Annotated in this window: 22 protein-coding genes; 12 read left to right on the top strand and 10 right to left on the bottom strand. The window is 62.8% G+C overall.

Annotated features, from left to right (window positions below):
• Positions 1 to 10 precede the first annotated feature (10 nt).
• The 9 genes from CGS25_RS08935 to CGS25_RS18980 form a co-directional block, all read right to left on the bottom strand.
• On the bottom strand, positions 11 to 1,174 hold the full coding sequence (locus CGS25_RS08935; RefSeq protein ID WP_101675272.1) for an acetyl-CoA acetyltransferase: 1,164 nt from the start codon (positions 1,172 to 1,174) through the stop codon (positions 11 to 13).
• Positions 1,171 to 1,992: an SDR family oxidoreductase gene (locus tag CGS25_RS08930; RefSeq protein WP_101675271.1), complete on the bottom strand. Its 822-nt coding sequence runs from the start codon at positions 1,990 to 1,992 to the stop codon at positions 1,171 to 1,173. The genes CGS25_RS08935 and CGS25_RS08930 overlap by 4 nt, the downstream gene beginning before the upstream one ends.
• Positions 1,982 to 4,165 (bottom strand): acetate--CoA ligase family protein, encoded by a 2,184-nt coding sequence (locus CGS25_RS08925; RefSeq protein WP_101675270.1) that lies wholly within the window; start codon positions 4,163 to 4,165, stop codon positions 1,982 to 1,984. The genes CGS25_RS08930 and CGS25_RS08925 overlap by 11 nt, the downstream gene beginning before the upstream one ends.
• A gap of 45 nt (positions 4,166 to 4,210) precedes the next feature.
• Positions 4,211 to 4,960, bottom strand: coding sequence for an SDR family oxidoreductase (locus tag CGS25_RS08920; RefSeq protein WP_101675269.1), 750 nt, complete (start codon positions 4,958 to 4,960; stop codon positions 4,211 to 4,213).
• A gap of 23 nt (positions 4,961 to 4,983) precedes the next feature.
• Positions 4,984 to 5,793 (bottom strand): enoyl-CoA hydratase/isomerase family protein, encoded by an 810-nt coding sequence (locus CGS25_RS08915; RefSeq protein WP_101675268.1) that lies wholly within the window; start codon positions 5,791 to 5,793, stop codon positions 4,984 to 4,986.
• Complete coding sequence (locus CGS25_RS08910; RefSeq protein WP_101675267.1) at positions 5,790 to 6,851, bottom strand: acyl-CoA dehydrogenase family protein; 1,062 nt, start codon at positions 6,849 to 6,851, stop codon at positions 5,790 to 5,792. The genes CGS25_RS08915 and CGS25_RS08910 overlap by 4 nt, the downstream gene beginning before the upstream one ends.
• Positions 6,848 to 7,996, bottom strand: coding sequence for an acyl-CoA dehydrogenase family protein (locus CGS25_RS08905; RefSeq protein ID WP_101675266.1), 1,149 nt, complete (start codon positions 7,994 to 7,996; stop codon positions 6,848 to 6,850). Before CGS25_RS08905 ends, CGS25_RS08910 begins: the two co-directional genes overlap by 4 nt.
• 396 nt (positions 7,997 to 8,392) lie before the next feature.
• Positions 8,393 to 9,364, bottom strand: a complete 972-nt coding sequence (gcvA, locus tag CGS25_RS08900; RefSeq protein WP_101675265.1) for a transcriptional regulator GcvA — start codon at positions 9,362 to 9,364, stop codon at positions 8,393 to 8,395.
• Positions 9,300 to 9,503 carry a hypothetical protein gene (locus tag CGS25_RS18980; protein ID WP_157933800.1) on the bottom strand — a complete coding sequence of 68 codons (204 nt, stop codon included), beginning with the start codon at positions 9,501 to 9,503 and terminating at the stop codon, positions 9,300 to 9,302. The genes gcvA and CGS25_RS18980 overlap by 65 nt, the downstream gene beginning before the upstream one ends.
• A 51-nt stretch (positions 9,504 to 9,554) precedes the next feature.
• Between CGS25_RS18980 and CGS25_RS08895 the strand changes: the two genes are divergently transcribed.
• The 12 genes from CGS25_RS08895 (at position 9,555) to CGS25_RS08840 (ending at position 21,380) form a co-directional block, all read left to right on the top strand.
• Positions 9,555 to 10,937, top strand: a complete 1,383-nt coding sequence (locus tag CGS25_RS08895) for an MmgE/PrpD family protein (RefSeq protein ID WP_157933799.1) — start codon at positions 9,555 to 9,557, stop codon at positions 10,935 to 10,937.
• A 65-nt stretch (positions 10,938 to 11,002) separates the two neighbouring features.
• The gene (locus CGS25_RS08890) at positions 11,003 to 11,500 is read left to right on the top strand and encodes a MaoC family dehydratase (RefSeq protein ID WP_101675263.1); all 498 of its coding nucleotides are present in this window, start codon (positions 11,003 to 11,005) and stop codon (positions 11,498 to 11,500) included.
• A gap of 2 nt (positions 11,501 to 11,502) precedes the next feature.
• Positions 11,503 to 12,702 carry an acyl-CoA dehydrogenase family protein gene (locus tag CGS25_RS08885; protein ID WP_101675262.1) on the top strand — a complete coding sequence of 400 codons (1,200 nt, stop codon included), beginning with the start codon at positions 11,503 to 11,505 and terminating at the stop codon, positions 12,700 to 12,702.
• Positions 12,699 to 13,184, top strand: coding sequence for a MaoC family dehydratase (locus CGS25_RS08880; protein WP_101675261.1), 486 nt, complete (start codon positions 12,699 to 12,701; stop codon positions 13,182 to 13,184). Before CGS25_RS08885 ends, CGS25_RS08880 begins: the two co-directional genes overlap by 4 nt.
• On the top strand, positions 13,181 to 14,428 hold the full coding sequence (locus CGS25_RS08875) for a CaiB/BaiF CoA transferase family protein (RefSeq protein ID WP_101675260.1): 1,248 nt from the start codon (positions 13,181 to 13,183) through the stop codon (positions 14,426 to 14,428). The genes CGS25_RS08880 and CGS25_RS08875 overlap by 4 nt, the downstream gene beginning before the upstream one ends.
• A gap of 5 nt (positions 14,429 to 14,433) precedes the next feature.
• Positions 14,434 to 15,330, top strand: a complete 897-nt coding sequence (locus CGS25_RS08870) for an HpcH/HpaI aldolase/citrate lyase family protein (protein ID WP_101675259.1) — start codon at positions 14,434 to 14,436, stop codon at positions 15,328 to 15,330.
• 18 nt (positions 15,331 to 15,348) lie between these two features.
• On the top strand, positions 15,349 to 16,212 hold the full coding sequence (locus CGS25_RS08865) for an HpcH/HpaI aldolase/citrate lyase family protein (protein ID WP_198588738.1): 864 nt from the start codon (positions 15,349 to 15,351) through the stop codon (positions 16,210 to 16,212).
• Between the two features lie 46 nt (positions 16,213 to 16,258).
• The gene (locus CGS25_RS08860; protein ID WP_101675258.1) at positions 16,259 to 17,026 is read left to right on the top strand and encodes an SDR family NAD(P)-dependent oxidoreductase; all 768 of its coding nucleotides are present in this window, start codon (positions 16,259 to 16,261) and stop codon (positions 17,024 to 17,026) included.
• A 113-nt stretch (positions 17,027 to 17,139) separates the two neighbouring features.
• Positions 17,140 to 18,234, top strand: coding sequence for a TRAP transporter substrate-binding protein DctP (dctP, locus tag CGS25_RS08855; protein ID WP_101675257.1), 1,095 nt, complete (start codon positions 17,140 to 17,142; stop codon positions 18,232 to 18,234).
• 68 nt (positions 18,235 to 18,302) lie between these two features.
• Positions 18,303 to 18,860 (top strand): TRAP transporter small permease, encoded by a 558-nt coding sequence (locus tag CGS25_RS08850; protein ID WP_232802335.1) that lies wholly within the window; start codon positions 18,303 to 18,305, stop codon positions 18,858 to 18,860.
• Positions 18,861 to 18,904: 44 nt separating this feature from the next.
• Positions 18,905 to 20,242 carry a TRAP transporter large permease gene (locus CGS25_RS08845; RefSeq protein WP_089032052.1) on the top strand — a complete coding sequence of 446 codons (1,338 nt, stop codon included), beginning with the start codon at positions 18,905 to 18,907 and terminating at the stop codon, positions 20,240 to 20,242.
• 340 nt (positions 20,243 to 20,582) lie between these two features.
• Positions 20,583 to 21,380, top strand: a complete 798-nt coding sequence (locus CGS25_RS08840; protein ID WP_101675255.1) for an IclR family transcriptional regulator — start codon at positions 20,583 to 20,585, stop codon at positions 21,378 to 21,380.
• Positions 21,381 to 21,392: 12 nt separating this feature from the next.
• Here CGS25_RS08840 and thpD read toward each other — a convergent pair whose 3' ends face one another.
• The gene (thpD, locus tag CGS25_RS08835; protein ID WP_101675254.1) at positions 21,393 to 22,316 is read right to left on the bottom strand and encodes an ectoine hydroxylase; all 924 of its coding nucleotides are present in this window, start codon (positions 22,314 to 22,316) and stop codon (positions 21,393 to 21,395) included.
• Between the last annotated feature and the right edge of the window lie 405 nt (positions 22,317 to 22,721).

Here is a 22,721-nt window from a genome sequence, read left to right as displayed (position 1 = left end):
GCTGTTTCTCCTAATCGCGGCTAAGAACGCAGGTGGCGGTGCTGGACAACGTGCCGCCAGTGCCGTTGACCAACGCGATGCGCGCATCGCGCACCTGGCGCGGGCCGCACTCACCGCGCAGTTGGCGCACCGCCTCGACCAGCAGATACAGCCCGTACATGCCCGGGTGGGCGCAGGACAGCCCGCCGCCGTTGGTGTTGATCGGGAAGTCGCCCCCCGGAGCCAGCCGCCCGTTGGCGACGAATTCGCCGGCGCCGCCGCGTGGGCAAAAACCCAGAGCCTCCAGCGTCAGCAGCACGGTAATGGTGAAAGAGGCGTAGATCTGCGCCACGTCCACATCGTCGTGGCTGATGCCCGCCATGCTCATGGCGCGGCGCCCGGTGTCGGCGGCGGTGGTCAGGGTCAGGTCGGGCATCTGGGCGATGGTCCAATGGGTGTGCGACTCGCCAAAGCCGCGCACGTAAATGGGTTTGCTGTTCAGCGAGCGGGCGCGCTCGGCGCTGGTCATCACCACCGCGCCGCCGCCGTCGGTGACCAGGCAGGCGTCCAGTTTGTGCAGCGGATCGGACACCATCGGGCTGGCCAGGACGTCGTCGACGCTGATCGGCTCGCGGCGGGTGGCGGCCGGATTCAACGATGCCCAGGCGCGCGCCGCCACCGCCACTTCGGCGAGCTGCTCGCCGGTGGTGCCGTAATCGTGCATGTGCCGCATGGCGGCCATCGCATAGCCGCCAATCGGCATCAACATGCCGAACGGGCTTTCGTATTGCATCGTCAGGGTCGGCGCGCGCCCGCCCAGGGTGCGGCTGCTCTCGCTGCGCTGGGTGCTGCCATAGCAGATCAGCGCCACGTCGCAGTAGCCGCGTTCAATGGCCAGCGCGGCGTGGGCCAGATGCGCTTCAAACGCGGCGCCGCCGATGTTGGTGCTGTCGGTGAAGCGCGGGCGGATGCCCAGGTACTCGCCAAGGGTAATGGTCATCAGGCTGCCCGGCCCGGGCACCCCCCAGGTGCCGGCGCTGAGCAGGCCATCCACTTCCGCCATGCTCAGGCCGGCCTCGTCAAGCGCCGCCTTGGCGGCGCGCGCCTGGACCTGAAGAACGCTGCCGCCGTCTCTCAAAACACCGTTTTGCAACGGCGTATCAGCGACGCCGACGATCACTGCTTCGCGTGTCATGGTGTGTCTCCTTGTGCGGGCTGTGCCGGGCGATTCGGGTTGTCCAGATGGCCGCGCCCGAGCCATTTGCCGCCGTCGATCACCAGGTTGGCGCCGGTGACGTAGGCGGCGTAATCACTGAGCAGGTAACAGGCGGCGTCGGCGATCTCTTCACGGCGGGCGAAACGGCCGGCGGGGATCGCGGCGATGATCCGTTGTTGCGCATCCGCCTCGGGGAACAACTGACCAACGGCACCGGTGTCAGCGGTGGCGCCGGGCGTCAGCACGTTGACCCGTACCCGGTGCGCGCCCCATTCCACCGCCAGGGTTCGGCTCATCGCCAGCACCGCGCCTTTGGCGCTGGCCGAGTGCACCGCCAGCGGCCCGCCGTGGAACCCGCCGACGGTGCCAATATTAAGGATGGAACCGCCGCCGGCCTCGATCATCACTCGCCCCACCGCCTGGGTGCAGAACCAGGTGCCATGCAGCACGATGTCGGTGACCGCCCGCCAGGCGTTCTCCGAGAGCGCCACGGCTGGCGCGCGAAAGTTGCCGGCGGCGTTGTTGACCAGCATGTCGATGCGGCCGAACGTGGCCAGGCTGGTGTCGACCATGGCTTGCACCGCCTCGGCGTCACGCACGTCCATGGCCACCGGCAGCACCTTGACGCCGTAACCGCGCAGTGCGCTGGCGGTGTCTTCAAGCGGCTCGCGGCGGCGCCCGGCGATCACCAGATCGGCGCCCAGCGCCGCCAGCTGCGTGGCGATGGCCTGGCCGATGCCGGTGCCGCCACCAGTGATCAGCGCCACGCGGCCGGCGAAGTGGGCGTCAGGAAGCATGGCAAGGCGCCTCATGGGTGGCGTTGCCGGGGGCGGGCGCGGCGTTGTCGCTGGCCTGAATCATCAGCGCGTCGACCGCCACGGCGCCCTCGCCACGGGGCAGTACAATGAAGGGATTGATGTCCATGCTGAGCAGCGAGTGGCGGTTGCGCGACGCCACCTGGGACACCGCCACCAGCGCGCGGGCGAGGGCGTCGGTGTCCGCCGGCGGCCGATTGCGCGCGCCGCTGAGCAGCGGGTAACCCTGAATCTCGCGGATCATGCTGTGCGCCTCTTCAAGACCAAAAGGTGCCGGCCGCAGCGCCACGTCCTTGAGGGTTTCCACGAAGATGCCGCCCAGGCCGAACGCCACCACCGGCCCGAACACCGGGTCGCGCTGCACGCCGATCAGGGTTTCCGTGCCGCCGATCACCATGCGCGAAACCAGCACGCCATCGATGCGCGCCGCCGGGTGCCGGCAGCGGATGCGCTTGATGATCTGGCGATAGGCGGATTGCACCTGGGTCGGGTTGACCAGGTTGAGGATCACGCCGCCGGCCTCGGTTTTGTGGGCGATGTCCGGGGAGACGATTTTCAACACCACCGGGTAGCCCACTTCGGCGGCGGCGCTGGCGGCATCATCGGCGGAATGCGCCAGCCGTTCATCGACCACCGGCACGCAGGCTTCCGCCAGATACTGTTTCACGGTGAATTCGTTGAGGTGCGCCGGCGGCGCCGGCAGGCCGCCGCCATGGAACAGCGGCACACCGTTGCCGCCAGCTTCGGCGGCCTTGAACTGCCGGCCCAGGCGCATCAGCTCCGCCGCCGCCTGCACCGCCACGCTGGGGTCCTCGAACACCGGGAAGCCGTCGCCTTCGTAATCGGCGCGGATCGCTGGCGTGCACAGCGTACTGATGATGATCAGGCGTTCCGGGTAGCGTTGCCGTAGCGTGCGCAACTGATCGCGCAGGCGATCGGAGGTTTCCTTGACCAGCCCGGTGTGCGCCAGAAAGATCACCAGGGCGTGGTAGTCGCCCTGGTCCAGCATCTTTTCCACGAACTCCGTGAGCAGGGCGCGATCACTGGTGACCTGGGCAGTGGTGTCCACTGGGTTGGCCACCGCCGCCGGCGCCCAGCGCTGCTTCATCCATTGCTGGGCGGCCTGTGGCATGGGCGCCACATCCAGACCCAGGGCCGAGGCACGATCCGCCATCAGCACCCCGACACCGCCGGACACGGTGGCCAGGCCGATGCGATCCCCGGCGGGGAAACGGCGACCCAGGCAGGCGTAGGTGAGCTCCATGAATTCGGTAATCGAGTGCGCGCGACACACGCCGTACTGGCGGAACACGGCATCATAGACGGCGTCGGAACCGGCCAGCGAAGCGGTGTGGGACGCCGCCGCCTGCGCGCCGATTTCCGATTCGCCGACCTTCAGCAAGATCACCGGCTTGCGATTCTGGCGCGCCACTTCCAAGGCTTTTTTCAGTTTCTCGCCGTCCCGGCAGCCCTCGATGTACGCGGCGATCACGTCGGTGTCCGGGTCCTGGGCGAGAAACGCCAGACAATCGGCGAACTCCAGATCGCATTCATTGCCGGTGGTGACCCAGTAACTGAAACCCAGACCCCGTTCCCGGAAGGCGGCAAAACAGTGCGAGCCGAGCGCGCCACTCTGGCTGACAAAGCCGATGCGGCCCGGTTGCGACAGCCCGCCTTCCATTCCCGAGGTAAAAGTGCCGATCATGCCGTGGCGCAGATTAATCGCGCCCAGGCAGTTGGGGCCGAGAATGCGCATGCCGGATTCGCGGGCAATGCGGGTCAGGCGCGCTTGTTGGCGGCGGCCGGCCTCGCCGGTCTCGGCGAACCCGGCGCTGAACAGTATCAACGCCCGCACCCCGCGATCCGCGCAGGCCTGCACGGCCTCCAGGACCAGCGTCGCCGGCAGGGCGACGATGGCCAGATCGATGTCGCCGGGTACCTGCTCCACCGCCGGGTAGGCCTGCAGGCCCTGAACCTGGTCGCGGCGCGGATTGATTGGCAGAATCCGGCCTTTATAGCCGCTCTCCAGAAGATAGCGCACGGTGCGACCACTGATTTTAGCGGGGTCGTCGGAGGCCCCCAGAATCGCCACCGAGGACGGTTGAAACAGGGCGCGCAGGCGCGAAAAGTCGAGCGGGGCTGTCGAGGTCGACATGAAACACTCCATTGTTATTGGCATGGGCGGCGTTGGCCGCGAAGGTCAGACCGTTGGCCGCCCGGCGACCCACAGCACCTGGCCGGTGATAAAGCCCGCTTCGTCGGCGGCCAGAAAAGCGGCGGCCGCGGCGATGTCTTCGGGCTGGCCAACGCGTTTGATGGCATTGGCTTGGATGGTTTTTTCCTGCAATTGCTGATAATCGATGCCGATGCGCGCGGCGGTGGCGCGGGTCATTTCGGTTTCGATGTGCCCGGGGGCGATGGCGTTAACGTTGATGTTGAACGGCCCCAGCTCCATCGCCAGCACCCGGGCCATGCCCTGCAAGCCGGCCTTGGCGGCGGCGTAGTTGCTCTGGCCACGATTGCCCAGCGCCGCCCGCGAGGACATCAGCACGATCTTTCCGTAGCGCTGGTCGACCATGTAGCGCTGGGCGGCCCGGCAGCACAGGAAGCTGCCTTTGAGGTGGGTGTCGATGACCCGATCCCAGTCGTCGTCGGTCATTTTGTGAATCAGGTTGTCGCGGGTCAGCCCGGCGTTGCACACCAGCACGTCGAGCCGGCCGAAGCGTTGCTGAACCCGTTCCAGGCTGTCCTCAACCTGATCCCGCTGGCTGACGTCGCAGCGCAGCGCCAGCGCGTCGCCGGGCAGGGTGGCGGCGACCCGCTCGGCGCCTTGCAGGTCCAGATCCAGCAACGCCACCCGCGCGCCTTCCTCGGCGAGCCGCCGGGCGACGCCCTCGCCAATGCCCTGGGCGGCGCCGGTGATCACCGCGACTTTATTACTGAAGCGCATTGAGATACCTCCGCTGAGATGGGTTACTGGCCAGCTTCCTGGTCGCCGGCGGCACGGAAATCCGCGGGCCGCTTTTCCAAAAACGCACGCACCCCTTCGATGTGCTCGGCGCCGCGCGTCACCAGCCCCATGTGCGAGGACACCAGATCCAGGGCGGTACTCAGATCCAACCGCTGGCATTGGTAGACGGTCCGTTTGGTCAGGCGCAGCGCCCGGCGCGGGCCGTCCGCCAGGCGGCGGGCGAAGGCCAGCGTCTCGGGCAGCAGCGTGTCACTGGGATACACCCGGTTGACCAGACCGATGCGCAGGGCCTCGCCGGCGTCGATCAGGTCGCCGCTCCAGAGCAGTTCCAATGCCTTGGGCAGCCCTACCAGGCGCGGCAGGAAGTAGGCGCCGCCGTCACCGGGCACCAGGCCCACCTTGATGTAGGTTTCACCAAGCCGGGCGTGGTCGGCGCAGAAGCGCAGGTCGCACATCAGCGCCATGTCCAGGCCGGCGCCGGTGGCGGTGCCGTTGAGGGCGGCGATCACCGGTTTGTCCAAACGCTCCAGCGCCAATGGAATGCGGTGGATGGCTTCCCAGAGATAGTCCTTGGTGGACCAGGTGCCACGCTCGCCGCGATTCATATCGGCGATGTCGCCGCCGGAGCAGAACGCCCGGTCGCCGGCGCCAGTGAGCACCACCGCGCCGATGTCCGCCCGGGTGCGGCATTGCTCCAGCGCTTGCAGCCATTGCTCGATCATGGCGCGGTTGAAGGCGTTGCGTTTGTCCGGTCGGTTGAGGGTCAGCAGGGCCACGCCGTCGTCGACCTGGAACAGCAGTTCATCGCTCATTGTTGCTCCTCGCTGCTGTCCTGCAGGGCGGTCAGGGTGGCCCACAGGCCATCGCCGCCGCCGCTCGCCGCCAGCGTGCCCAGCCGTGTTTGCCAGAACGATTCGTTGCCGTATTCGTCGCGCCAGGACCACAGCCTCCGGGTGCCATGGTGCAGTGTGTGTTCACGGGTATAGCCCATGGCGCCGTGCACCTGATGTCCGATCGCCGCCACCAGCCCGGCGGCCTCGCCAACCCGCGCCTTGGCGACCGCGATGGAAAAGCCATGGTCGCGACCATCGGTGCGGCGGGCCGCGTCCTCGGCGGCGGCGGTGGCCGCGGCGAGCTGCCCGGCGGCCACCGCGAGCTGGTGCTGGATTGCCTGAAAACGGGCGATCGGGCGACCGAACTGAACCCTCTCATTGGCGTAATCGACCGCCAGTTTCAGTGTCTTGCGCATGGCGCCGCTCATTTGCAGGGCGCGAATCAGCGCGCCCCATTCCAGCAGCGAGGGGGAGCCGGCGGGGAAGGGCGGGCACTGGCTGTCTTCAACTCGCAGATCCACGCTGGCATCGTCACGCGGGTCATCGGCCAGATTGGTGGCCGCGCGCCAGGCAAGACCGGCGCCGGCAATCCGCACCAGCCGGCTGCCCTGATCGCTTTCCACCTGCAGCACCACGGCGTCGGCGTGGCGCCCCCAGGGCACCGCGCTCAACTCGCCGTGCAACCGCCAATGGTCCTGCTCACGGTCGAGGCGCACGGTCTCGCCCGCCGTGGCCGCCAGGGTCAACGGCTGATCGCCGATCGGTAAGCCGGCCAGCGCCAGCAACCGGTTCGCCACCAGAGTCTCTGGTAACGGCAAGGCCAGGGTGTGATAGCCACACAGCTCGCTCACCGCCAGAGCGTCGGCGACGCTCAAGCCATCGTCACCGTGCTGCGGCGTCAGCGCTGCGGGCAGGCCCAGTTCCACCAACCGCTGCCAGGCCGCCCGTGGCCAGCCGTGATCGTCAGCGTCGGTGGTGTTCAATTCGCCGAGTAGCCGGTCGCAGGTCGAGAGAAAAATGTCCTTTAGTTCGCTCATCGCAGGCCCAGCCCTTTCGCAATAATGCCGCGCAGAATTTCCCGGGTGCCGCCACGAATGGTGAACGACGGTGAGGTAAGCACCGCTCGGGCCAGCGCTTCGTTAAATGGGTCGCCACGCTCAAGACCGGGGCGGGCTTCCACCAGCAAGCGGGCGATCTCGGGGATCTCCTGTTCGAAGGTGGTGCCGATGTCCTTGACCAGAGCGGCTTCCAGGTTGGGCGATTCGCCCCGTTCCAACATGCCCGCCACCGACGTGGACATGGTGCGCAGGGTGGCCAGATGGGCGACCAGCCGGCCCAGGGCGGCGCGATCACGGCGATCCGGTTGTTCGCCGAGTGCATCGATAAGCTGCCGCAGCAATTGGAAGGTGCTCAGAAAGCGGTCCGGCCCACTGCGCTCGAACGCCAGCTCGCCGGTGACCATGCGCCAGCCGTCGCCTTCCTTGCCGATCACGCGGTGGGCGGGAACGAAGGTGTTGTCGAACACCACCTCATTGAAGTCATGGCCGCCGTAGAGGTTATAGATGGGCCGCACTTTGACGTCGTCACCGCCGAGCTTGACGATGAACTGGGTCAGCCCGGCGTGCCGGTCTTCGGTTTTGGCGGCGGTGCGGGCCAGCGCGATCAGGTAGTGCGCGCGGTGCGCGCTGCTGGTCCATATCTTGGTGCCGTTGATCAGCCAGCCACCCTCGGTGGGTTCCGCTCGGGTGGTGGCGGCGGCCAGGTCGGAGCCGGAATTGGGCTCGCTCATGCCAATCGCGAAAAAGCACTGGCCGGCGGCGATTTCCGGCAGAATTTCCTGTTTTGCCTGCTCGCTGCCGTGGGCGAGGATATTGGCGCCGCTTTGCCGGTCGGCGACCCAATGGGCCCCCACCGGCGCGCCGGCGGCAAGCATCTCCTCGGTAACCACATAACGCTCGAGGGCGCTTTTTTCATGGCCACCGTAGCGTTTTGGCCAGCGCATGCCGATGTAACCCCGCTCGCCGCATAACGCACTGAAGTCAGCGTCGTAGCTGCCCCAGGAATTACGGTGCGGAGTAATTCCACCTTTACTGATCTGTTCGGCGAGAAAGTCACGAACTTCTCGTCGCAACTGTCTGGCGCTCTCCGGCAAGGCGACCGGATCGAAACGAAAAGCTTGCATTTTTTGTTCTCCCGGAAAATTCCAAACGCCGTGGCAAAAAGCAGCGACGGCTGAAAGCGGATTTTCATACGGTGGTTGTCATAGTGATTATGAAACCCCACCCCGACTTTACGACTGGGAAAAAATTAATGCAGGGTTAACCAGAAGTTTTGTGGGTATTTTTTAGGGAGCCGGGAACAGGGAGCAGGGAACAGCGCGAGGCAGCGCATAGCCGGCGCAAAGGCCGTGCCCGCGCTGTAACACCGAAAAGGAAAACGTCCACGACACACCGCCTGGCCCTTTCACCTCGTTCCCTGTTCCCCAGAAAAACAGAAGGTTCGAGGTGCCAGATGCTTCAAAAAAATCAAAATGGGCGGTGTGCAAGGCGAGCGGGAGAGAAGGCGAAACGAGGAACAGTTAACTGAACTCGAGCACAGCCTCCTCGCCCAGATTGATGGTGTTGGAAAGATCAAGGCGGGCGATGGCGACATCCGCTTCCGCTTCCAGCCAGGTGCGGAAGGCCGCCACACGGGGGTCGTCGAGCCGCTCCGGGCGGCTCACCATGCAAATGCCCTTGGTGCGTTGCGCGGCCAGATTAAAGGGCGCCACCAGGCGGCCCGAGCGAAATTCCTCGTCGACCAGCAGTCTTTGCACCACGGCCACGCCCATGCCTTCGGCGGCGGCCTGATAGGCCAGGCTTGAGCCGGTGAACGTCAGCTCTCGGGCCGGTTTGATGTCGTCCAGCCCGGCGGCTTGCAGCCACTCTTGCCAGTCCTGCTGGCGATGCTGGGAGTGCAGGAAGATATGGTGGCTGAGGTTGGCCGCCGGGGGCAGCGGGTGCGGCCCGCCCAGCAGTTTGGGGCTGCAGGCGGGCTGAATGATGTCTGGCAGCAGCAGCTGAGTGATCAGATCCTGACGGGCGTCGTGCAGGTACTGCAGGCCAATGTCGACTTCGTCGTAATCAAATTCCTTGGGCGCCACCGCCGTGGTCATGCGAATTTCAATATCCGGGTGGCTGTCATGAAAACGGCTCAGGCGCGGGATCAGCCAGTGGATCGCCACCGAAGGGTAGGCGCAGATCACCACCGGCTCGGAGCTGCGCGTCTGCAGCTTGCGCGCGCCCTCGCTGAGCAGATCAAAGGCGGCGGTGGCGCAGGGCAGAAAATCGCGCCCCGCCTGGGTCAGACGCAAGGTCTGGTGCAGGCGGTCGAACAGAGGAATGCCAAAATACCCTTCGAGCACGGCCACCTGTCTGCTGATTGCGACCGGCGTCACATGCAGTTCCTCGGCGGCCTTCGTGAAACTGCCATGGCGAGCGGCCGCTTCAAAACTTCTGACCGGGTTCAAAGGGGGTAAACGACGTCTGCGCACTTGAAAACCTCGCGGCATAACCTGCGGTTAATTTGACATTAACGTTTAGCAAATGGCGTCGCAAGAGCGGCTCACCATAATGAGACATCAGGTTGGTCGCACGGTTGATAAAAATCCAATCTTTTTCATTGGCGCGCGACTGAAAAGGCAGGTTCATCAAAGTGTACACCCATGGATGAACGCAATGCCGGGTATCTCAGGAGTGATCATGAGCCCCGAATCCGAGAACAATAAACAGAAAAATTCCGACATTACGTCGGCGATCGTTGGCCGGGTCCGGTCAATAAAATACACCGATCTCAACGCCGAGGAAGTGGAATTCGCAAAGCACTGCTTTCTCGACTGGCTGGGCGTCACCCTCGGCGGTGGCGGCGAGCCGCTGGTGAAGATACTGCGCGACGAGGCCGGTGACGACGAGTGCGCGCCACGCGCCACGCTGATTGGTCATCGGCAGCGCAGCAGCCCGCGCTGGGCGGCGCTGATCAACGGCGCCGCTTCCCACGCTCTGGATTTCGATGACGTGGTTTCACAGATGGGCGGCCACCCCTCGGTTCCGGTTTTTCCCGCTCTGCTGGCCCAGGCCGAGCAACGTGGCGCCACTGGCAAAGCTTTCATCGCCGCCTTTGTGGCGGGCGTGGAGGCGGAATGCCGGGTCGGAACACTGGTCTCGCCGGGTCATTACGCACGAGGTTTTCACTGCACCGCCACGGTGGGCACGTTCGGCGCCGCGGCCGCGTGCGCCCATCTGGCCTGCGCCGACCCGACGACCTGGAACACCGCGTTTGGCCTTGCCGCCACCCAGGCGGCCGGTTTGAAATGCATGTTCGGGACCATGGCCAAACCGCTGCACGCGGGTAAAGCGGCGGCCGCCGGCCTGTTCGCATGGCAGCTGGCGGAGCGCGGATTTACCGCCCATCCGAATGCGCTGGAGGCGGAACAGGGCTTCGTCGCCACCCAGGCGGACGGCATCAATCCCGCCGGCGTCGCCGGCCCCGGCGAGCCCCTGGGCATCACTGGGGTGTTGTTTAAATACCACGCCGCCTGCTACCTGACCCACGCCACCATCGAGGCGCTCACCGCGCTGCAATCGGAACACTCGTTCACGCCCTCGCAGGTGCGCGAGATCGTGGTGCGTGTGCCCCCGGGCCATCTGCGTGTGTGCAATATCGAAAACCCGCAAACCGGCCTGCAGGGCAAGTTCAGCCTGCGCATGACGGCGGCGCTTGCGTTCCTGCGCAGGGGCACCGGCGAGTCCATGTTCACCGACCGCATGGCCCGCGATGCGGACATCATCGCGGTTCGCGACAAGGTGCGCGTCGAAGCGGTGGACACCTTGGCCAACAACTACAGCAGCGAGGTGAGCGTGGTGCTCACCAACGGCGACACGGTGACCGGACACGGCGATGTTTCACGACCCGCCTCCGGACAGGGCCTGGCTGAACAGTGGCGGCGCCTGAGCGATAAATTTCTCGCCCTGGCGACGCCGGTGATCGGCGCCCACCGCGCGCACACGCTGCTCACCGGTGTTGCCGCCCTGCACGACAGCGGTGACATCGGCGAATTGTTGTCGCTGACCACGCCGCAACACTGATCGCCGCACACCTATTCCCTGACACCCATTGCCGGACACCCATTTCCGGACAGAGAGGAATCACCATGATTGATGTACAGGCGCTGAAAGCGAAAGCGAGTGACTGGCCAAAAGGAAACGGACTGGACGACATGACCGTTGGCCAGCTGTTCGAGCACCACTGGGGGCGCACCCTGTCGCAGGAAGACAACACCCGCTTCAGCACCATGACGTTGCATTTCAATCCGCTTTATTTCAACACCGAGTATGCCCGCGCGCACGACCACGAAAGCGTCGTGATCAATCCAATGCTGGTGTTTCTCACCGTGTTCGGGCTGTCGGTGGAAGCCCTCAGTGAATCCGGCGGCGCCTTTCTGGGCGTGGAAAAGCTGACTTTCGAAGGCACGGTTTATCCCGGTGACACCCTGACGGCACGCAGCAAAGTGATCTCTCTGCGTGACTCCGACAGCCGGCCCGATGGCGGCATCGCTACCTGGCATACGGAAGGTTTCAATCAGCGCGGCGAGCGCGTCATCGAATTCCACCGCACCAACCTGATCGCCAAACGTCTGGAAGGAAAATAACCATGAGCAGAGAGAATCCCCCCATCCCGCCGCGCGACGACGTGCCCGATTACATGACCGAAGAGCGGTTGATGATCCAGGAGACCGCACGCAATTTCACCATGAAAGAAGTGCTGCCGGTGGCCAACGAGCTTGACCCGATCAACGGCGAGATACCGATGTCGCTGCGTGATCAGATGGCGCGGATGGGCTTCTTTGGAATCATGATTCCAACCCGTTACGAAGGTCTCGGCCTTGGCTGCTTTGAATACTGTCTGGTGGCCGAAGAGCTGGCGCGTGGCTGGATGAGCGTGGCCAGCATTATGGCGCGCGGCAATGCCGCCGGCAGCGGCTTTAACGAACAGCAAAAAGCGGATTTTCTGCCGCGCATCGCCCGAGGTGAATACCTCGGTGCGTTCGCGCTGTCCGAGCCCAACGCTGGGTCCGATGTGGCCAACCTTTCCACCCGGGCGCGCCGCGACGGCGACGACTGGCTGATCAATGGCAGCAAGATGTGGTGCACCTTCGCCGACGGCGCGGATTACCTCACCGTGATGGCACGCACCGATCCCAACGTGGACCCGAAAGCCCGCCATAAAGGCATCAGCGCCTTTCATATTCCCAAGCCACGGGGCACCTTGCCGCCGGGGGTCCAGGGCACCGCGGTGAAGAAAATCGGTTACCGGGGCTGGAAAACCTTCGAGCTGGCTTTCGAGAACTGCCGGGTGCCCGCCAGCGCGCTGATTGGCGAAGAGGGCAAAGCGTTTTACACCACAATGGGCAAACTGGAAGTGGCGCGCGCGCACACGGCGGCACGCTCCATCGGCCTGGCTCGCGGTGCGCTGGAAGACGCCATCAAGTACGCCCAGGAGCGCGTTCAGTTCGGCATGCCGATTGCCCATTTCCAGGCGATCCGCTTCAAGATCGCCGACATGGCCGCGCAGATCGAGGCGGCACGCCAGCTTATGTATTACGTGGCCACCGAAATCGACAGCGGCCGCCGCTGCGACAAGGAGTCCTCAATGGTGAAGCTGTTCGCCGCCGAAATGGCCGAGCGCGTCACCAGCGAGGCCTTGCAGATTCACGGTGGCGCCGGCTACACCACCGATTTCGCCGTCGAGCGCTACTGGCGCGACGCGCGGCTGACCAAAATTTTCGAAGGCACCTCGGAAATTCAGAAACGGATTATCTCCGACCGGCTTCTGGGAGCAATCAAAGCATGACCACCACGCCTGACACTCTCACCGCGAACGACAACTACTTTGAAGCCTTCGAGCCCGGCCAGGTATTTCGCCACGCCCGCGGGCGAACCATCACCGAGATGGACAATGTGCTGATTACCTTGCAGGTGATGAACACCGCCCAGGGCCATTTCAACGAGCATCGGATGGCGTCGTCGCCGTTCGGGCAGCGCATTAATTTCGGCGGCATTACCGCGTCGTTCATTATTGGCCTGGCCTCTCAGGACACCGCCGAGCAGGCGCTGCTTGAAATGGGCCTGGACAAGATCCGCTTCACCAATCCAGTGTTTCACGGCGACACCCTGTACGCCTTCAGCGAGGTGCTGGCCGTTGACGACGCGCCCCGCGAGGATGCCGGCGTGATCACCTTCCGGCATATCGGTATCAACCAGGACGACAAAGTGGTGTTCACCGGGGAGCGACGGGTGATGCTCAAACGTCGCAGCCATTGGGGTCGTGCATGAGTTCCTGGAAGCGCGAAGGCGGCGGCCCCCTTAAGGGCGTCACGGTGCTTGATCTGACGCAAATGCTGGCCGGCCCCTATTGCTCGATGATGCTCAGCGACATGGGCGCCGAGGTGATCAAGGTGGAGCCGATTGGTGGCGATCAGACCCGCAAGCAGGGGCCGCACTTCGACGACGATACTGATCGCCATTACGGCGGCTATTTTCATAGTGTCAATCGCAACAAGGCCAGCGTCACGCTGGATCTGAAACAGCAGGCCGGCCGTGAAGTATTGCTGCGCATGGTGGCCGGCGTTGACGTGGTGCTGGAAAATTTTCGCGTCGGTGTAATGGATCGCTTGGGGCTGGGCTATGAACGGCTGCGCGAAATCAATCCGAAGCTGGTGTACGCCTGCATTCGCGGTTTCGGTGACCCGCGCACCGGCGCCAGCCCCTACGCCCATTGGCCGGCCTACGATGTGGTTGCCCAGGCCATGGGCGGCCTGATGGGCATCACCGGGCCGGATGCCGACAGCCCGATCAAGATCGGCCCGGGCGTCGGCGATATCTTCCCGGCGGTGCAAACCGCCTTTGGTATTGCCGCCGCGCTCTGGCATGCCGAGCGCACCGGCCAGGGTCAGTTTCTCGATGTGGCCATGTACGACAGCATCCTCAGCCTGTGCGAACGGATCGTCTATCAATACAGCTACACCGGCGAGATACCAAAGCCCCAGGGCACCAGCCATCCGTTGCTGTGTCCGTTCGACAATTTCCCCGCCCGGGACGGCTGGGTCACCATCGCCGCGCCCCGGGACAACCTCTGGCGAGAGCTGTGCCGGATCATCGGACGCCCCGACATGGCCGAGGACCCGCGTTACATGGATAACCCATCGCGGGTAGAGAACGCCGTCGAGGTGCGCGCTGTCCTGGCCCAGTGGTGCGCACCGCGCAGCAAGCAGCAAATCATGGAGGCGCTGGGTGGGTTCGTGCCGGCCGGGCCGATCAATACCGCCGAAGACATTTTCAACGATCCTCACATCCCCGCGCGTTCCATGTTTCTGCGCTTGCAACATCCGGGCAGCCGGCACAGCGGCACGTTTGCCGCTCCGCCGATCCGCCTGCGCGACACGCCGTCCACCGGCGCGCGGCGCGCGCCGATGCTCGGTGAGCATACCCTGGCGGTGCTGAAGAGTTTTGGCTACACCGGCCATGAGCTGGCGAAGCTGGAAGAAGAAAACGTTATTGCGAGCTATTCAAAAGGATAAAACTTATGCGTTTACGTCGTTCGGAACTGTCCACCCCGGGCAGCAGCGAAAAGATGATGGCCAAGGCCGCCGCCTCGGACGCGGATCTGGTGTTTCTTGATCTCGAGGATTCGGTGGCGCCCAGCGAAAAGGAAGGCGCCCGCGCTAAGGTGGTGGCGGCGTTGAACAACCTGGACTGGGGCAACAAAACCCGTGCCGTGAGAATCAACAATCTGGAAACCGAATACGCCCACCGCGACATCATCGATGTGGTGGAGCAGGCCGGCGCCAATCTCGACATGATCATTATTCCCAAGGTGAAAAGCGCCAAGGACGTGTGGTGGGTGGATGTGTTGCTGACCCAGCTCGAAACCCGGCTTGGTCTTGAAAACCGCATCGCCCTGGAGGTGCTGATCGAGGAGGTGGAAGCGATGATCAACGCCGAGGAGATCGCACTGGCATCACCGCGTCTGGAAGCACTGATTTTCGGCCCCGGCGATTATTCCGCGTCCCAGGGTGTGGATACGAAGGCAATCGGCTCGTCCGACGGCTACCCCGGCGATATCTGGCACTACGCGCGCAACAAGGTAATCATCGCCGCGCGCGCCGCCGGCATCGACATGGTTGATGGTCCCTACGCCGCCTTCAAGAACCCGGAAGGCTATCGGGAAGAGTGCAAACGTTCGCGGATTCTCGGTGCCAGCGGCAAGTGGGCAATCCACCCCAGTCAGATCGAAATCGCCAACCATGAGTACTCGCCCAGCAAGGACAGCGTGGATCGCGCGCGCAAGCTCGCCAAGGCCTATCAGGAAGCGGAAGCCCAGGGCCTCGGCGCGGTCGCCGTGGACGGCGATATGGTCGACGCGGCCTCGATACGGATTCTCGAAAACACCATTCGCAAGGCCGATCTGATCGGTATGTAAGGCGGCGGGAGCGACACCATGACGATGACACTCAGACCACGACGCTCGGTGCTGTATATGCCGGGTGTCAATCAGCGGGCCATGGAAAAGGCGAAGAGCCTGGATTGCGACGCGGTGATCCTTGATCTGGAAGACGCCGTCGCCCCGGCGCGCAAGGATGAGGCGCGCGGGTTGGTGTGCGACCAGGTGCGTGCCGGCGGCTATGGGCATCGGGAGATGATCGTGCGTGTCAACGGCGAGCAAACTCCCTGGTTCCAAGACGACATGAAAGCCGCGGTGGGCGCCGCGCCCGACGCCGTATTGGTGCCAAAGGTGGACGACGCGGCGATGGCGAAACGTTGTCTTGAGCAGCTCGGCGATGCAGCACACCGGCCCGCGCTTTGGGTCATGATCGAGACACCTCAGGCGCTGGCCAATGTGGATGAGATCGCGGCCAGCGGGGCCGCCGTGATGGTCATGGGCACCTCCGATCTGATCAAGGAACTGCGTGTCGAGCCGGGTGCCGAGCGGTTGCCGCTGCTGTATGCGCTGTCACGCACGGTGGTGGCCGCGCGGCGCTTCGGCTGCGAGGTGCTCGACGGCGTGTGTCTGGATCTGCGCGACGTTGCCGCCTTCGAATCGGTTTGCCGGCAGGGCAGGGCGTTGGGCTTTGACGGTAAGACCCTGATCCACCCCAGCCAGGTCGAGCCCGCCAATCGCCTGTTTGGCCCCGATCTCAGTGAAGTCGAACAAGCGCGGCGTGTGTTGGCCGCCTGGAAAGACGCCCTCGCCGAGGGTAAGGGCGTGGCGGTTCTGGACGGCAACATGATTGAAAACTTGCACGCCGACCAAGCGCAAAGAGTAGTGGCATTCGCCGAAGCGCTGGCGGCGCGAACCGCATAACCCGGATGCGGAGTACTGAGGGGCCTGGTGCCCTGGAGGAAAGCCTATGAATGATAACAATCAGGTACTGCGCGGCAAGACCGCGATCGTGACCGGCTCCGGCCAGAACATCGGCAAAGCCATCGCCATTGGCCTGGCCCAGGCCGGTGTTCGAGTGGTGATCAATGGTGGCCGCAGTCAGGAAAAAGTCGATGCGGTGGTGGCGGAGATTGAGCAGATGGGCGGCGAGGCCATGGGCCATCTCTGCGATGTGTCCGACCCCGACGCGGTGGAAAAAATGGTGGCGGCCACCGAGCAGCGCTTCGGCCCGGTGGACATCGCCATCTCCAACGTCGGTCGTCGCCTTCACCAGCCGTTTCTGGAGGTCTCCATCGACGACTGGAAACAGGTTCTGGAAACCAATCTCAGCGCTGTTTTCTACCTGGATCGCCTGGTCCTTCCCGGCATGAAAGAGCGCGGTTGGGGGCGACTGATCCACGTTTCCGGCTATGACGGCTTTACCGGTCACATTCTCAACCGTGCCCACAACATTGCCTGCAAGGCGGGGATGCATGGCTTCAGTAAAGCGCTGGCGCGGGAATTCGGGCCTTTCGGCATCACCAGCAACACGGTGGTGCCGGGGGCGATCAACACCACCCGTGATTGGAGCCAGTACCCGAACACCGATCTGGAAAAGAAAAAGCAGGAAATTCCAGTGCGGCGTTGGGGCGAGGTCGATGATCTTGCCGCTGCTTGTCTGTATCTGTGCGGCGATGGCGGCAGCTTCGTCAACGGTCAGGCGCTGCACGTGAATGGTGGCGAATTTATGTTTTGATCCCCGGCCAGGAAGGCAAACGATCGCCTTCCTGACTCTTCCACGCCGCTCGCAGCGGCCACAAAACCCGCTTTTCCGGGCGGGTTAACAACAAGACCATCGGGAGTAGCAATATGTTTAAAACGAAGATATTGAAGACGTTCTGTACTCAGGCCCTGATTACCCTGTCGATCGCCGGCCTGGGGCTGGCAATCTCCGGAGCCGCCTCGGCGCGGGCGATTTCTTTCGCCAGTTCCACACCGCCGACCAACACCTCTTACAACCGGGTTCTGAAATGGTGGTCCGATGAATTGGAGAAACGTAGTGACGGCGAGCTAAGCCTGAACATTCATTACATGGGCAGCCTGGTAAAGCTGAAAGACGCGGTCGATGGTGTCAGCTCCGGCGTCGCCGATGCCGGCTATGTGATTCCCGCCTATTCCCAGGCGCGCATGCCTTTGCATTATCTGTCCACCACCGGTGTCGGCACCGGCGATCAGTACGTGGCCATGGAAGCCTGGCGGCGCATGTACGATCGCTTTCCGGAGCTCAAGGAGGAGTTGGACCGCAACAACATGGTCTATCTGTCCCATTACTCGATCGGACCGAGCGTGCTGCTCAGTAAGAACCGCCCCTATTACACCCCGGACGACCTGAAAGGCGACAAAATCCGTCTCGCCTCCCGTTGGGCGAGGGCAGCGGAGCAGGGCGGATGGAACGTCGCCACCGTGAATCTGACCTTTCCGGATATCTACACCGCATTGGAGCGCGGCACCATCGATGGCGCTCAGAGTTATCTCAACCTGGTGATTCCCTACCGTCACCACGAGATCGCCAATTACGTGATCGAGCCGAACCTGGGCCAGCAAACCAATATCGTGGTGATGAATAAACGGGTCTACGAGAATCTTTCGGAAAAATCCAAGAAAGCACTGAAGTCATTGCAGGACGAATTGCTGCTGCGCGAAGCAAGGGAAGACCTGATCGACAGCAAAAACAGCCGCGATGAATTGACCAACGACAAAAAGTACCCGACCAAGGTAATCCGCCTGAACGCCGAACAGCGTCGAAGCTGGGCCAAGGCGGTAAGTCAGGCCGACGAGGACGTGGTGGGTCGATTGGCCAAACGCAACCCGGCGGCCCCCAAGATCTACAAAGCCTATATGGCGGAAATCGATAAAGTCGAGAAAGAGGTGGAAGAAAACGGCTATCCCTGGGATCGCAAGTAACTTTCTAGTGGTCCTCGCCCGGGCCATCCGGCCCGGGCTGTGTGCTGACTAAACCGGGAGACAATGCCGTGAATAATCTGCATCGAAACATAGAGCGTGGTATGTCGCTGGTCGACACGGTGTTCATCGTGATCGCCAAGCTGATGTTGTGCGCCATGGTGCTGGTCACCTTTCTGTCCGTGATCGGACGGACTTTCTTCAACACGCCGCTGCCCGATGATCTGCTGATCAGTGAAATGCTGATGGTGGCGCTGGTGTTTTTGCCACTGAGCTGGGTGCAGTCCCAGGGGGCTCATCTTGAGGTCACGGTGCTCACCGACTTCCTGCCCAAACCGGTGCAGACGCTGCTGGTCTCGATCGGCCTGCTGCTTGGGCTGGCGGTATTCGGGACCATGACCTACGTAAGCTGGATGAGCGCCCACGACGCGTTCGTGTTCGATGAACTGGCTTACAACAGCGTGCTTGATCTGCGTGATTGGCCGGCCAAGATGCTGATCCCGCTGGGGCTGGCCTGGTGGTGCCTGAGAATACTGACGCAGCTGTTGTGGCCGGCGTCGCGTCCCGACGACGAAACCGAGTTTGATGCGGCGCTGCGCGATACCGCCGATCTGGCGAAAAAACCGTGAAGCCGCCCATCAACAATCACAACAAAACAACAATGGAGTGATGCATGGATCCGCAAACCGTTGGCATCGTTGTCACCACCGGCATGATTGTGCTGCTGTTGTTGCGCGTGCCGATTGCCGTGGTGCTGGTCACCGCCGGTTACGTCGGCATGGTGCTGGTGATCGCCGCGCGCAGCCAGTCATTCGATATTCAGGCGGGCATGATGACCGCCAATTCCTTCCTCGGTAAGTTGCCCTATTCGAGTACCGCGGAATACACCTTCACCACCATTCCCATGTTTTTGCTAATGGGCTACCTGGCCACCGAGGGTGGTTTTACCCGGGATATCTATGGCGCCGCGCGGTTGTGGCTGGGCCGCGTGCCCGGCGGCCTGGCGGTGGCCTCCGCGGTGGGTTGCGCGCTGTTCGCCGCGATCAGTGGTTCAAGCCTGGCCACTGCCGCTGCAATGGGGCGCATGGCGGTACCGGAAATGCTGCAGCGGGGTTATCAGAAAGGCTTGGCGACCGGCGTGGTCGCCGCGTCTGGCACGCTGGGCTCGCTGATCCCACCGAGCATTCTGATCATCCTGTACGCCGTGTTCACCGAGCAATCGATTGCCGAGCTGTTCGTCGCCGGGGTGATTCCCGGGCTGCTGTCGCTGGGCATTTATGTGGCGGTGGTGATGGTCCGGGCAAAGCACAATCCGGCTCTGGCGCCACCGGTGGAGCGCTCGACTACCGGCGAGAAGCTGGCCGCGCTGAACAAGACCTGGGGCATGCTGGTCCTGATCGTGGTGATCGTGGCCGGCCTTTACAGTGGCCTGTTCACGCCCTCGGAGGCAGGCGGGATTGGCGCCATGGTGGCTTTTCTTCTGTGCGTGTTCAGCCGCCGTCTGGACCGCAAAAAGACCTCGAATGCGCTCGGCGAAACACTGAAAACCACCGCCATGTTGTTCGCGGCGGTGATCGGCGCCTATATGGTTACGTCGTTCACCGCGCTGACCGGCATTGCCGCGGATCTCACCACCTGGGCCGCCAGCTTCGACGTGCCGCCGTTCGTGATTCTCGCCTGTCTGTCGTTGCTGTATATTTTCCTCGGCACCTTCATGGGCTCCATCGAGATCATGTTGCTGACCCTGCCGATCGTGATTCCGATCATCAAAGGGCTGGATTACAACCTGGTCTGGTTCGGCATCATCATGATCAAATATCTGGAGATCGGCCTGATCTCGCCACCGATCGGTCTTAATTGCTTTATTATCAAGGCGGTGGTGCGTAATGAGGTGTCAATCGGCCAGATATTCAAAGGGGTGACCTGGTTTATCGTCGCCGACATCGTCACCGTGATTTTGCTGATCGCCTTTCCGCAGATCGTCCTGTTCCTGCCTGGTTTAATGTCCTGAGCCGCGCCGCGCCGGCGCCGCTTCGTGCTGGCGCCGGCCGTGGAACGGAAAGAAACGCAGAGAGGGACGTGCGGATAAGAAGGTTTTGGTTTCGCTGGGTGAAACATGGTACCGTGGCCGGACATGCAATATGCCCCATAACGTCACTGTCGCTCTGCCGAGCAGGGGGAGACACCTTTTGACGGGCTCCCGGTAGTTGCATTGATCGGACCTTCCGGATCGCCCCCTGGGCGGCCCGGCCGCTGACTCAGCGGCGATGGACGCCGCGTTGGTTTTTGCCGGCGCCGGCACCGCGGGTTGGTTCCGGAAGCTGTGTTTTATCTGGCGACGAATTGGACGAATGACTAAAAATATCGAACCCATCGGGGATCTGGAAACAGCACCCAAAGATCGCAAATTTGTTGAAGCGTTGTCCCGCGGCCTGAATGTGCTTCGTGCCTTCAGTCAGGGTGGGGTGATTCTGGGCAATCAGGACATCGCGCGCCTGACCAGCCTGCCCAAGGCCACCGTGTCACGGATGACGTACACGCTGACGCGCCTGGGTTACCTCAGTTATCTGCCTGATCTGGAAAAGTACCAGCTCAGTTCCGGCGTGTTATCGCTGGGCTACGCCTATGTCTCCAACCTGAAAGTGCGCCAGCTCGCCAAGCCCTATATGGACGAGTTCGCGCGCCGCAATAACGTCTCGGTGGGGCTGACCTGCCGTGACCGGCTGCACATGATCTACGTGGAAAACCGGCTGCCGCCGGACACCTCCATGTTGCGCATGGAGATCGGTTTGCGCATGCCGCTGGCGACCTCGGCGGCGGGGCGCGCTTATTTCGCCGCGCTCGGTGAAAACGACCGGGATATGATGAAAATCACCCTGGAGAAGAAATACGGCGATGACTGGCCGCGCTTCGAGGAAGCCCTGGACGACGCCACCCGCCAGCTTCAAGAGAGCGGCTTCTGTTTGTCGCTGGGCGATTGGGATCGCAACATCAACGCCGCCGGGGCACCGGTGTTTTTGCAAGACGGCACCATCATGGCGCTGACCTGCTCGGCCCCCTCCTATCTGGTCAACGCCGAGGCGTTCCGCAATTCGATCGCGCATCAACTGGCGATTCTCGCCGGCGATATCGAATCACTGGGCGTGTAAACCGGAGCCGCGTTACAGCGGCTCCAGATGGTCGTGCATGGCGAGCGCTTCGGTGTCCTCCCGATTGCCAAGAAAGTCGGGCCGGGGTTGATTGCCGCAGTAGGGCTGTTCCAGTGTGTTGTCCACGCTGTTGTAGACAAAAAACAGGTTCGCCCGTGGCCACGGTGACAGGTTTTTGTTGGACGCGTGCAGGGTATTGCACTCGAACAGCAACAGCGACCCCGGTGGCCCCTTGGGCGCTTGGATGCCGCCCTGATTGACCAGATCAATCAGATTTTCCTGGCTGGGCACGCCCAGACGCTGTGCTTTCAGGGAATCCTTCCAGTTGTCCTTCGGCGTGCTGCCTTCGCACGGCACGAAATAGTGGTGTGAGCCGGGTATCAGCATCAGCGGGCCATTGAATTCGTTGTTGTCGGTGAGCATGATCGACGCGCTCACCGCGCGCATACGCGGCATGCCATCCTCGGAATGCCAGGTTTCAAAATCCGAGTGCCAGTTAAAGCCGCTGCCCTGAAAGCCAAACTTATCGTTGATTCGCGATTGGTGGATATAAACGTCGCCGCCGAGCAACTGGCGCACCATACCGAGGATGCGCGGGTCTCGGGTGAGTTTGTCGAAACGCTCGGAAATGCGGTGCATATCAAACACCGAACGCAAATCGCCGGAATCCGGATCCTTGATCACCTGGTCCGAATTCATCAGATCGGTGTCCCTGGCCATTTCCTTAAGCTCATCGAAGAACGGTTTCATCCGCTCCCGCGAGAAAAAGCCCTCGAACCAGAGAAAGCCATCGCGTTCATAGCGGGACAGGGATACCTCGTCGAGTGGGCCGTTCCAGCGCTCCTGATTGCGGGCGTGAATGACCGGATCGACGCGGCTGAAACGCTCATGGCGCTCATCGTGACGGGTTGGGAAAAGGTCCTCGCTGGTCATCATTCTCCTCCTTAAGAGACGTCGTTCCGAAAACCGGACAACGAGAAAAGAATATTGTCCGCGGACAGGGGCTAGCCTGAGGGGGAGGGCACGGCTCTTCAACCAGGGGAACTGTAAAGATTACGTAAAGACGTCGTGGGGAGGGGGAACAGGGCGAGACCGTGCTGGATCGGACGCCGTGCTTTGTAGGGGGGGCTACAAGCTTCAAGCTGCGGGAGGTGACGACGTAGCCTGCCACTTGCAGTTTGAAGCTTGCCGGTCCTAAAAAAAGGTTCTTCGCGGAATAGCGGGAATTGACGCATGCTGATCCACCTCCCATCGCCGCTGACGCCCTGTTGGGCGTTCTACTTTCTTGCTTGTCCAAGAAAGTAGACAAAGAAGGACACCCCGTTGTGTCGCCCTTCGGGT

The organism is Alloalcanivorax mobilis, assembly GCF_002864685.1.
Lineage (GTDB): Bacteria > Pseudomonadota > Gammaproteobacteria > Pseudomonadales > Alcanivoracaceae > Alloalcanivorax > Alloalcanivorax mobilis.
Note: the sequence above shows the minus strand (reverse complement) of the source record. Positions and strands in the feature narration are given on the sequence as shown.